13 protein-coding genes and 1 pseudogene are annotated in these 10,838 nt (G+C 40.8%); 5 read left to right on the plus strand and 9 right to left on the minus strand.

The features are described 5' to 3' along the window. Positions 1-70: 70 nt before the first annotated feature. Entirely contained in the window at positions 71-244 is a 174-nt protein-coding gene (locus DWW77_RS16575) for a helix-turn-helix domain-containing protein (RefSeq protein WP_118609154.1), read from the minus strand. Positions 245-720: 476 nt separating this feature from the next. Next, positions 721-1,974 carry an ATP-binding protein gene (locus DWW77_RS16580; protein WP_118609155.1) on the minus strand — a complete coding sequence of 418 codons (1,254 nt, stop codon included), beginning with the start codon at positions 1,972-1,974 and terminating at the stop codon, positions 721-723. Between the two features lie 388 nt (positions 1,975-2,362). Here DWW77_RS16580 and DWW77_RS16585 point away from each other — a divergent pair, with 388 nt between their 5' ends. The 4 genes from DWW77_RS16585 to DWW77_RS16600 all read left to right on the plus strand — a co-directional run bounded on the left by DWW77_RS16585 (position 2,363) and on the right by DWW77_RS16600 (position 7,349). Next, positions 2,363-3,052, plus strand: a complete 690-nt coding sequence (locus tag DWW77_RS16585; RefSeq protein WP_019162604.1) for a response regulator transcription factor — start codon at positions 2,363-2,365, stop codon at positions 3,050-3,052. Continuing rightward, positions 3,049-4,080, plus strand: coding sequence for a sensor histidine kinase (locus DWW77_RS16590; protein WP_118609156.1), 1,032 nt, complete (start codon positions 3,049-3,051; stop codon positions 4,078-4,080). The genes DWW77_RS16585 and DWW77_RS16590 overlap by 4 nt, the downstream gene beginning before the upstream one ends. Positions 4,081-4,257: 177 nt before the next feature. Continuing rightward, positions 4,258-4,923, plus strand: a complete 666-nt coding sequence (locus tag DWW77_RS16595; protein ID WP_019162602.1) for an ABC transporter ATP-binding protein — start codon at positions 4,258-4,260, stop codon at positions 4,921-4,923. 14 nt (positions 4,924-4,937) lie between these two features. Further along, positions 4,938-7,349 carry an ABC transporter permease gene (locus tag DWW77_RS16600; RefSeq protein WP_118609157.1) on the plus strand — a complete coding sequence of 804 codons (2,412 nt, stop codon included), beginning with the start codon at positions 4,938-4,940 and terminating at the stop codon, positions 7,347-7,349. A gap of 19 nt (positions 7,350-7,368) precedes the next feature. Here DWW77_RS16600 and DWW77_RS16605 read toward each other — a convergent pair whose 3' ends face one another. The 6 genes from DWW77_RS16605 to DWW77_RS16630 all read right to left on the minus strand — a co-directional run bounded on the left by DWW77_RS16605 (position 7,369) and on the right by DWW77_RS16630 (position 9,813). Further along, positions 7,369-7,671: a hypothetical protein gene (locus DWW77_RS16605; protein ID WP_502696237.1), complete on the minus strand. Its 303-nt coding sequence runs from the start codon at positions 7,669-7,671 to the stop codon at positions 7,369-7,371. Then, a complete protein-coding gene (locus DWW77_RS16610; RefSeq protein ID WP_118521771.1) occupies positions 7,644-8,255 on the minus strand; it encodes a class I SAM-dependent methyltransferase in 612 nt (203 codons plus the stop codon). Before DWW77_RS16610 ends, DWW77_RS16605 begins: the two co-directional genes overlap by 28 nt. A gap of 56 nt (positions 8,256-8,311) precedes the next feature. Further along, entirely contained in the window at positions 8,312-8,533 is a 222-nt protein-coding gene (locus DWW77_RS16615) for a hypothetical protein (protein ID WP_044960621.1), read from the minus strand. Positions 8,534-8,653: 120 nt separating this feature from the next. Then, a complete protein-coding gene (locus DWW77_RS16620; RefSeq protein WP_002304342.1) occupies positions 8,654-9,172 on the minus strand; it encodes a ClbS/DfsB family four-helix bundle protein in 519 nt (172 codons plus the stop codon). Between the two features lie 47 nt (positions 9,173-9,219). Further along, entirely contained in the window at positions 9,220-9,597 is a 378-nt protein-coding gene (locus tag DWW77_RS16625; RefSeq protein WP_003864540.1) for an SdpI family protein, read from the minus strand. 30 nt (positions 9,598-9,627) lie between these two features. Beyond that, positions 9,628-9,813 carry a DUF6440 family protein gene (locus DWW77_RS16630; RefSeq protein WP_005342831.1) on the minus strand — a complete coding sequence of 62 codons (186 nt, stop codon included), beginning with the start codon at positions 9,811-9,813 and terminating at the stop codon, positions 9,628-9,630. A 345-nt stretch (positions 9,814-10,158) separates the two neighbouring features. Between DWW77_RS16630 and DWW77_RS16635 the strand changes: the two genes are divergently transcribed. Then, on the plus strand, positions 10,159-10,389 hold the full coding sequence (locus DWW77_RS16635) for a DUF6061 family protein (RefSeq protein WP_118609158.1): 231 nt from the start codon (positions 10,159-10,161) through the stop codon (positions 10,387-10,389). 158 nt (positions 10,390-10,547) lie between these two features. Here DWW77_RS16635 and DWW77_RS16640 read toward each other — a convergent pair. After that, positions 10,548-10,838: pseudogene (locus DWW77_RS16640) on the minus strand (ABC transporter ATP-binding protein); the annotation flags it as partial.

Here is a 10,838-nt window from a genome sequence, read left to right on the forward strand (position 1 = left end):
CTCATATCCAGAAAAAAATTTAGGATGTCGATTGCAGACAAAATCTGCCTGATCAACACCCTGTTTTTTACTATTCCAAGTTATCGAGCCAGTCATCGAAACTCTTCTTAGAGATGCGATACTTTCCGCCATCCAACTGGATCCACCGGAATTCCTTTTTCTTCAAAAGGTTATAAATAGTAGGTCTGCTGACTCCTAAGATTTCCTGTAACTCTTGAACTGTATAACATCTTTTCTCTGACATTTCTTTATCCTCTTTTCTTTGAAATATGAAAGAAAAATTATCCCTTCATATAACGAAACGCTCAGAGCATGTTTTACAGTGGTCAAAAGCAAATTTTTTTACTTTTTTTCCTACGAGTCTTCTTGCGAATTTTTTAATACCACTCGTAAGAAACTCGTAACATTAAATTTTTCAGTAAAGAAAAAAAGCATATGGAATTGAATCCATACACTCTATGATTACTGGAACTTTATTTCATTTTTAATTCAACAAACTTTTGTTTATTTCGTTCTTAAGTTCATCTTTATTCTCGTATGTTCTCACTATCGGAATCGTACTCTGTCTGTTCTACATAATCTGCGGAACAGTCTCGTTTGTACGGATAAAAAAATAAACTGAGCCACGGCTGTTCCAACATGAAATCAGACGTGGCCTTATTTATATCATTTCACTCTTTTTTGAAATAGAACAACACCACAGCAACAACTCAAATCGACTTAAAATTCCAGACTATTCGCATTCAGCAAGAAATACTTCATTCCCATGATGACAAAACCTTCATCATTTCTCCAAGGCTTTTTGCTGCCATTTACAATGACGATCTTCTTGAAAGAGTCCGGGATATTACGCAGAGAATTGAACTCCTGCGTCTGTTTTTCTTCCGAAGTCGTGTCATATGCAACCTGGATATAGTATCTCTGGTTTCCTTGATTCACCACAAAGTCAACCTCCAACTGCTTGCGAACACGTTTGCCTTCTTTATCCTTATCGAAGATATCCACGACACCCACATCAACATTGTAGCCACGGATCAGCAGCTCGTTATAAACAATGTTCTCCATGATATGAGTAGGCTCCTGCTGTCTGAAATTCAGACGTGCATTTCTCAGTCCCAGATCAGTAAAGTAGTATTTCAGATTTGCACCGATATACTTTCTGCCCTTAATATCGTATCGGCTTGCCTTGGAAATCAAAAAGGCATCTGTCAAATGGTCGATATGCTTGGAGATGGTTTTATTAGTATAAGTCATCTGGCGCTCACTGGCAAAGGTATTGGCAATCTTTGAAGGGTTGGTCGGTGCGCCGATTGCAGATGCAAGCACATCAATCAGAATCCCAATCTCATCCACGTTCTGAATCTTATTTCTTTCAATAACATCCTTCAGATAGACATTTGCAAAGATGTTCTTCAGATAGTCCGCTTTCTGTCGTTCGCTCTGGAAACTTACGATCTGCGGCAATCCTCCGTAGATCATGTAGTCATCCCAGGCATCATCATAATCGCCGTCATAGACAGAATAAAACTCTGCAAAGGAGAGAGGGTAGATTCTAATCTCATCACCTCTGCCACGGAATTCGGTCACAATGTCGCTGGACAGGAACTTGGAATTACTTCCGGTGACATACACATCAATATTGCTAATGCGGAGCAGGCTGTTCAGCACTTCCTCAAATCGTGGCATGAACTGCACTTCATCCAAAAGGAGATAATACTTCCCGTCGTCTTTCATGGCATCCTTGATGTACTTGAAGCATACCTTGGGATCTCTTAATTCCTCGTTCTCAATACCATCCAATGCAATTTCAATAATATGATCAACATCAACGCCGTTCTCCAGTAAGTATCTCTTAAAGATGGTAAACAGCAAAAAGGATTTGCCACATCTACGAATGCCGGTAATCACCTTTATCATTCCATTATCTTTTCGCTCGATCAGCTGCTGTAGGTAAGCGTCTCTTTTAATCTCCATCGTTACACTCCCCATTTCCGTGCACCTACACACTTTTTAGTAATGAGATTCTATCACAGAACGACCTGAATTTCAATATGTATTCCTATTTTATGTGCATCTACACATTTTTATGTAATGTTGATAAATATATTTTCAGATTTTTTTGATTGCAGTGTCTATAATCGATTACTCCAATCGTTATTATAGGTAGACAACAAAAAGAAGATGGTTCCGATGTTTCATTAAATATGTTCGTTAAGGACAGCAATTTGACACTGCTGTCCTTTCTTTTATAAAATTGCAGTACACAGAAAAAAGCTGTAAAATGAAAAATATATTTGTCCTTGTAACAATTCTCGGACATTTGCCTGTTATACTATCTGCAAAAAGAAAAGGAAGTGACAATATGAAGCAGATTTTAATTGTCGAAGACGATAATCTTTTGAATAAAACGCTTACTTATAATTTGGAATTGGACGGTTACACAATAACTTCTGTTCTGAATGCAAGGACAGCCGCTGAATCATTAAAAACAAACATTTTTGATTTGGTATTGCTGGATATAAATTTACCAGACGGAAATGGTTATGACCTATGCCGTCTTATCAAGCCAGAGCATCCTGATACAGTAGTTATATTTCTAACTGCCAACGATCAGGAAAGCGATCAGATACGAGGATATGAAGCTGGTGCAGTGGATTATATCACGAAACCTTTTTCGATTAGTGCTTTGCAGCGAAAGATCAAAGCCATGTTCGCTATGTTGGAACATCACAAACCAGCTAAGGATATTTACGAGGATGGCAGCCTGTTTCTGGATTTTTCGGAACAATTTGCAAGCTTGAACGGGAAACCATTAGCGCTTTCTGCGATGGAATATAAAATGCTGAACCTATTTCTTAAAAATCCGAAGCAGGTACTTACCCGCCAACAACTTTTGGAAAGGCTGTGGGACATTGATGAAAAATATGTAGATGAACATACCCTTACTACTTCTATCAGCCGCATTCGCAGTAAGATTGAAGCGGATGGCGACACATATATCAAAACGGTTTACGGTATGGGTTATCAATGGACAGGAGGCGAAAAGAAATGAAACTGAATAACCTTTCTGCTAAGAAAATTTGTAGACTGATTAGTGCTGGCATGGTTTTCTCTATGCTGGTAATTACCGGTATTCTCGGCGGTACAATGCAGGATATACGAATTTTCATAGCAGGTGGAACATTGACACTCTGTGCATTTTTCTGGATTTGGCTATTGGTGCTGTTTTTTGGAAAACGCCTTTCTCATTTTACTTCTAATTTGTGCCGGACGCTGGACAACATGATTGATGGAAACGAGGAATTACAAAAGTCAAATGATAGTGAAACTCTTTTTGCCCGTATCAACCACCGCTTAATCCGGTTGTATGAGATTATGCAGGAAAATCGGCACAAGGTAGACATGGAACGACAGGAGCTTCAAATGCTGATTTCTGATATTTCGCATCAAGTCAAAACACCTGTCAGCAATTTGCAAATGGTAACGGACACACTTTTAACAAAGCCTGTTTCAGAAGAAGAACGGATGGACTTTTTGCAAGGCATACGCAGTCAGACTGATAAACTGGATTTTCTGTTCCAAGCACTGGTTAAAACATCCCGGTTAGAAACCGGAGCAATACGATTAGAAAAGAAAGACAGCAGCTTTTTCCATACGCTTGCACAAGCTATGAGCAGTATTGTATATGCCGCAGAGAAAAAAGAAATTGCTGTATCCGTGGATTGCCCGGAAAATTTGATAATCTCCCATGACAGCAAGTGGACAAGCGAAGCCCTTTTCAATCTGCTGGACAATGCAGTAAAATACACTCCGTCAGGTGGAAAGATTTCTGTATCAGTGGTTCAGTGGGAAATGTATGTGGAGATCAAAGTGACCGACACCGGCAAGGGCATTTCCGAAAGCAATCAGGCTGCCATCTTCCGACGCTTTTATCGTGAGGAAGAAGTACACGAACAGCAGGGCGTGGGCATTGGCCTGTATCTGGCCCGCGAGATCGTAACGCGGCAGGGCGGCTATATCAAAGTGGTTTCGGAGCTGGGCAAGGGTTCGGAATTTTCTATTATGCTGCCTACAAAATAGAACGCGGCGGACGGCCATTTTCGGCTGCCCGCCGTAAATTTTTTTGAAATGTCCGAGCGTTGTAACATTTCACCCCGATTTTCAATGAAATTTTTTGGCCGCTGTAACATTTCGCGGACATTTGGGTTTTATAATACCCTTATCAACAGGCAGGAAGCCTTGAAAGGAGTTTTGAATATGAGCGTTTTACAGACTATCGACCTGAAAAAGTATTATGGCACAAAGCCGAACATTACCCACGCCCTTGACGGTGTGAACTTCTCCGTGGAGGACGGCGAGTTTGTGGCTATTGTGGGAACATCTGGCAGCGGCAAATCCACCTTACTTCACATGATGGGAGGGCTGGACACACCCACTTCCGGCAATGTGATTGTCCGGGACAAAGAACTGTCGAAAATGAACGATGAACAGCTTACTATCTTCCGCCGCCGCAACATCGGCTTTATCTTTCAGAACTATAACCTTGTTCCCATCCTGAATGTGTATGAGAACATCGTCCTGCCGGTGGAGCTGGACGGGGACACGGTGGATCAGAAGTTTTTGGACGAGATCGTTCACTTGTTGGGGCTGGAAGATAAACTGAAAAATATGCCGAACAATCTCTCCGGCGGACAGCAGCAGCGTGTGGCGATTGCCCGCGCCCTGATTACCAAACCGGCTATTGTACTGGCTGACGAGCCGACCGGCAACCTTGACAGCAAGACCAGCGCCGAGGTGCTGGGACTTATCAAGCGTACCAGTGCGGAGTTCCGGCAAACTGTCGTGATGATTACCCACAACAACGACATAGCCCGTCTTGCAGATCGGATTGTCCGCATTGAGGATGGAAAGATTGTGGAATAAGGAGGTGGAAAGCTATGACATGGCCTTTTGAAAATGATACCAGCGCTATCATAAAAAAGCTGGCAAATCGGAGCATGAAAACAGACAAACGAAGCAAAGCCTTTCTGCTTCTCACGATTGCCCTTTCTGTCTGCATGATTTTTTCAATCGTTCTAATATCCGCAGGCGCACAGGAAGAATTTAAGAATACACAGCGCAGTAAAGCGCAGGTTGCAATTCTGGGAATAACAGATGACCAGTTATCCGGTTTACGTCAAAACAAAGATGTTCAATGGATTGGCGAATATGCTGCAATCGGACTTTTTTATTCAGGCAATAAAACAATTACGGTCGCTTATGGAAGCGAAGATTATTTTACGCATCAGGAAGAAAAATCTTTGCAGGGCAGAGCACCGCAAAAGGCAAATGAGATCATGCTCCCACAGAATTATATTGATTTTTTGGGGAAGTCATATCACCCCGGTGACACCATTACTTTTGATGTAACCGGCACGGGGCATGAGGCAGAATACACGCTTTCCGGCATTTTGAGCGAAAGCAGCAAGAGTGATGGTTATTTCGTCTATCTGAGCAAAGAACTTGCCATGAGCTTAATGAATCACCTTCAAGTAACAGCATATACGCGGCTGAATACAGATGCCATTCGCTCGGAAACCCTTCTTGATTTTACGGATAAAGTCATTGAAAACACAGGCATTGTGGAAGATCAGGTATATCTCACGGAGTATTCTGCTGTTATGACCGGAGCTGTTCAATCTGGCATCCAGCTCCCAATCCCTCTGCTGGCTGCATTGACTGCGGTGCTGGCTGCAACGATTGTGTATGGGGTCTTTTACACGAAGATTGCGAAGAACGTGCAGATGTTTGGTCAGCTACGGACAATCGGAATGACAAAAAAGCAAATTAAACGGATGGTGAGAAAAGAAGGACTCCGGTATGCTTTTACTGGTATTCCTCTTGGACTAATTGCTGGCTTGTTGATTGGATTTATTGTGTATCCGAAGGGATTTCAAATCAAAACGGTTGCCATCTATGCGGTGCTGATTGCCATAGTAGGTGTTGTAATGGTGAATATTGCGATTTTCAAGCCAGTTCGAGTTGCAATGAATACTTCTCCCATTGAGGGTGCAAGATACCTCGCTTATTCAGGGAAAGCAAAAGCCAGTTCAAAGCTGCATCGCAATCTGTCACCCCACAATCTCGCAAGAATCAATATCCAGCGTAACAGGCAAAAAGCTATTTTGACGCTTGTGATGCTGGGCGTAAGCGGTGCGCTTTTGCTGGGCGCATCTACGGTTGCAGGCTCTATTGATCCGGAAAAACAGGCAACTTTCAAACACTATCCTGCTGGCAGTATTCTTTTGCAGGTGAAAAATCAAGTCGGCAGTTCGTTTGATAAAGAATCTGAGCCATACGGAAGTTCAAAGCTGCAACTGGAAGAAAACCCGCTTGAAAGCCAGACACTACGGCATGACTTGGAAAACATTGCCGGAGTAGAAAAAATAACTGCATTTAACTGCGTCCATATGTCCATTACCTTCCCCGGCGGGAGTGGTTCTCTCACAAGTATCATGAATGATTTCCCGACACTGAACCGTGAACAACTGGCAGAAAAGCAAGCGGTTTTATCGTCTGGAACGGCAGATTACGATGATATGACCGAAAGAAACGGAATATTGGTTGCAGAGAATATTGCGAGCGTTGGCGACACCTTGCAGTTGGAAGGGCGTTCTCCCGATGGCAGCACGTTTAATATCAACGCAGTTGTTGCAGGCACCTATGACCCGACCGATTTGATGGAACGCAATCCGGTTGTTCCAGGCAGTCCGTATTTTATGATGACATACGATATGGCAAAGAATCTGACAGGTATAACAGATCAGACTGGCATCTTGGCGCTCAAGATCACTCCCAATCATTTTGATGAAGTTCTAAGCGCGGTTCAAGAAATTGCAGAGCAGAGCGGTAAAATATCGGTTAATACGATTGAACAGACAATTAAAAACATTCAGTATCGGTATAGTTCGTCGATAAAGGCACTATATATGGCAGCGGCGATCCTGTTTACATTTGGAAGCATCAGTCTTATGAATATGCTGATGGTCGATTTTCAGAACAGAAAACGGGAATTTGGTCTGCTGGAAGCTGTTGGGGCAACGCAGAAGCAGCTAAAAGCTATGTTGAGTCGTGAGATTGGAATTTACCTCGGAGGTTCGTTGGTAATAGCTCTTGTATTTGGAAGCATTTTAAGTGTAATTGTTTGTAGACGATTGGATGCGGTAAACCATTGCATTACGTTGGTATTGCCGTGGCTGTTTCTACTGGCGTTAGTCGTTGTTTTAGCAGTTATATATTTGATTTTCACTGCATACGCAAAATCCGAGTTGAAGAAAACAAGCATCTTGTCTGCCATAAGGGAGGAATGATCTTTTGTATAGACATCACTTAAAAGGTAGTTAATTTCAAAATAATATCACTCTGTTGATACAGCCAGTCCGTAAATTCTTTCGGGCTGGCTGTTCCTGTTTTTACAGCCTTTTTTCTCTGTAATGCTTCTTTCTTAAAGTCGGCAAAGGCAGCCTGTATTTTTTCCAGACGGTCAGCCGGAAAGCCTGCGGTATTTTTTACCCGGTTTATTTTGTTGCGCCAGTTCTGGCATTCATTTTTATAAAGCAGGTCATAGTTATTTTCTCTTGCCCTCTCGTCAAATTCAAATTTGGCTATTTCGTTGCAACAATACTTATCCAATGATTTTTTGCATTTGAATACGTTTTGATCTCTGTAAAACCCGCTTCTTTCAAAGCGGCAACAAGTTGTTTAGATGTGTAAATCTTCATACCATTGATCATCTTTGTCCATTTTTCATCTGTGGCATTCGTTCCGTCACTCTCGTTACAAATCAGGAATATACCTTCGCTTTTCAGCACACGGTTGACCTCGGAAAAGCATTTTACTAATCCTGGCCAAAAGTAAACTGTTTCGAAGGCAGAAACATAATCAAAAGTCGCATCAGAAAAGGGTATAGCAGATACATCTCCTTGAACTACATTACATTTCCCTTGTTTAATGGCGAGGGCGTTCAATTTTTGAGATTCCGCCACACTAACCTCAGAATAATCCATTCCTGTCACGTGGCCATTTCTACATCTATCAAGCCAGACCGCAATATTTGCTCCGCCGCCACAGCCGACGTCCAGAACTTCAGCATCAGACTTCGCGGAGATATTTGAGAATCCCCATTGCGATAATTTGGCGTGACCGCTGTTCATCATCTTCGTCATCAACTTTCCGCCGAAGCCTTGTGGCTTACGGGTATTTTCAAAAAATCTCATTACAGAATTCCTCCTCCACAAATACCGGTTTTCTTAATTCGACAAACCGGTATTGCTCAATCGTTTTTCTCCGTTAGGAGAATATACAATCCATAGATAAAAAGAACAAGGAATAAAACCGTAGGAATCAATAATCCATTTTCTAAAATACTTATAATCATTCTTCCAGGTGGCGTTACCCATGCAGTTGCTGGATTTTGCATTGCCGCTATTATCATTCCTACAATACCAACAACACTACTTAAGGTTAAAAAACCACCTTTTATATTTCTACTCATAATCATTACCTCCTCGTTAAATACCGATTTTAATGTCTCTATTATACCATAATGATACTATTATAAAAAAGGAAAAAGAGCTCCTTCGAGCTCTTTTGATTCAGTTCTGTAAACTTGAAGTTATAGTGCAATCTTTTTCCATTTTCTAATCTTGGTTCTAAAGGTTCCGAACGGAGCAACTGTATTAACATGTATGAATTTGTATACTTCCCAGACAGCTGTTTTAGTTGCTTCGTCAGCCCATTTTCTCATATGTGGTTTAAATAATTCTTCCTCACTCAGAGAATCAATCATTGCATAAATAGAGTTGATATTCTCATTCAATCTGTCTTTCAATTCTTGCAGTGACAGCTGAGCATATGTATCTGTGAACCATTGATATAATTCGCCAAGCTGATTCCACTTAAAATTATCCGAAGGAGTTTTAACAGGAATACCCTTTCTTTCGTCTGATTCCCATTTAATAACAAGAGTTGTCCAGCCAACCTGATAAGCAAGATTTTCTGCCGGAGTTCGATCGATCTCATCAATTCTCTTATCTTTTAAATGCTCCGGAATATCATTAAATTCTGAAATATATTTTGCAAAGCTTTTATTTATCTCGTTTTTAAGCTCGTCTTTATTCTCATATGTTCTCAATAGTCTATCTCCTCAGCTTCCGATTTTCCAGTTTCAAAAACAGGAATTTATCGTCTTGTTCCATTCTTATCAAAATTCTTTTTTAATGCTATTTCTGTTGGGAGAATAGATCCAATTAAAGGAATAAGTTGAACACCACAGATAATTCCTCCTATACTCCCAACACAATCTTCATTTTTTCCAATTACTAAAAGCATGAATATTACTGTTATCGGCAACATAACCATTCCACAGACATACCAAACTTTACCACAATATTTATGAGCAAATTCCCATGTGTCTTTGTTCTTCATAGACATCGAAGTCCGATATCCAAATACTGAATTTATTTCCTTTGGAGCCTTTTTCATAAAATATCTTCCAAAACCAATCATCGTAAATGGAAGAAGCAAATCCATAATCAACATAAAAATCCAAAACCCCATTGTAAACCTCCTTTACTACAACTTTCGATTTTACTTTGTAACTATGACTTTTCCTTCTGAATCCAGAAGAGGTGTAATAGCCGCTCCATATCCAGATTTCCAACAAAGATAGTTAACCCCAGTCTCCTTATCTACAAGGATTTGGCGAACTCCTTCATCCTTAAGCTGACTTCCGTCTCTAAATGTAACTTCAAATCTTTCTTCTTTCTTTGCCATGTTTATTTCTCCTTTTTTCAAGCGTTAAATTTAAATTTTCCAATTTAACAAACTTGAATTGAGATTTCATATATTCAAAGGGATTTAATAACTGTTATATTTTATTGTCAAATATCTCTCAATCCCTTGAAAACACTAAGTTTGTCGCAGGTGAGCTTTCCCTTATTGTTTCCCTTGTATTATATTGTCCCATGAGTGTTTACGAACTCTGATAAGGGAAAAAACAAGAGAAAGAAAATCTTATAAAACAGTATAACACAAAATAAAAGTGACATGGTGAACTGATTGAAATGCTTCTGATTTTTGCAACAAATGATTGATTGAACGATAAGGAGATTTGATACGATGAGAACGATATTTGCAGAATACAATCCACAACGCGACAGCATTGATGTTTATTCTTCTGCTGGCTATATGCTCCGCATTGACTGCTGGGAAGCGGAGAAGAATTTAACAACTACTCCCGGATCTGACTGTGCATTAAACGCACTTGCCATTGATGAACCACTTGAGTATGCAAGATTGTATCTTGATGGAACGATGCAAATGTGGATAGATGCGAAAGATTCCTTCTAGGTATACGCAAGAAACGGCGGCTCTGATTTTTCAAAACCGCCGTTAGGATAATAACTTAAAATAGGCGCGCAAATCACCTACCCCAGCCAGCGGTTTTTTTCTTTCCCCGTAGTTGGGGCAGGTTCATGCGCTATGCAATTATTCTTCTTTAGCTTCTATCAAGCCGATATTTTTTGCTCTGCGTTCCACATAGCAGCATATTTTCCGCCTTTAGCCAGCAATTCATCGTGAGTACCAGCTTCAGCAATCTTTCCGTCAGATACCACAAGGATTTGATCTGCATTTTTGACGATGGAAAGGGTATGAGCAATCATTACCACAGTCTTTTTCTCTTTCAGCAGATTGGCGATGGCCTGCTTTACTGCCAGTTCGTTCTCGATGTCAAGGGACGCTGTTGCTTCATCCAAAAGCAGGATGGGGCTATTTTTCAGGATGGCGCGGGCTATTGA

Source organism: Ruminococcus sp. AF17-12 (assembly GCF_003479245.1).
Lineage (GTDB): Bacteria > Bacillota > Clostridia > Lachnospirales > Lachnospiraceae > Blautia_A > Blautia_A fusiformis.

Excerpts from the sequence above, each read along its gene's own strand:
- DWW77_RS16575 (WP_118609154.1), bottom strand. The coding sequence starts at position 244 with ATGTCAGAGAAAAGATGTTATACAGTTCAAGAGTTACAGGAAATCTTA.
- DWW77_RS16580 (WP_118609155.1), bottom strand. The coding sequence starts at position 1,974 with ATGGAGATTAAAAGAGACGCTTACCTACAGCAGCTGATCGAGCGAAAA.
- DWW77_RS16585 (WP_019162604.1), top strand. The coding sequence starts at position 2,363 with ATGAAGCAGATTTTAATTGTCGAAGACGATAATCTTTTGAATAAAACG.
- DWW77_RS16590 (WP_118609156.1), top strand. The coding sequence starts at position 3,049 with ATGAAACTGAATAACCTTTCTGCTAAGAAAATTTGTAGACTGATTAGT.
- DWW77_RS16595 (WP_019162602.1), top strand. The coding sequence starts at position 4,258 with ATGAGCGTTTTACAGACTATCGACCTGAAAAAGTATTATGGCACAAAG.
- DWW77_RS16600 (WP_118609157.1), top strand. The coding sequence starts at position 4,938 with ATGACATGGCCTTTTGAAAATGATACCAGCGCTATCATAAAAAAGCTG.
- DWW77_RS16610 (WP_118521771.1), bottom strand. The coding sequence starts at position 8,255 with ATGAGATTTTTTGAAAATACCCGTAAGCCACAAGGCTTCGGCGGAAAG.
- DWW77_RS16615 (WP_044960621.1), bottom strand. The coding sequence starts at position 8,533 with ATGAGTAGAAATATAAAAGGTGGTTTTTTAACCTTAAGTAGTGTTGTT.
- DWW77_RS16625 (WP_003864540.1), bottom strand. The coding sequence starts at position 9,597 with ATGGGGTTTTGGATTTTTATGTTGATTATGGATTTGCTTCTTCCATTT.
- DWW77_RS16630 (WP_005342831.1), bottom strand. The coding sequence starts at position 9,813 with ATGGCAAAGAAAGAAGAAAGATTTGAAGTTACATTTAGAGACGGAAGT.
- DWW77_RS16635 (WP_118609158.1), top strand. The coding sequence starts at position 10,159 with ATGAGAACGATATTTGCAGAATACAATCCACAACGCGACAGCATTGAT.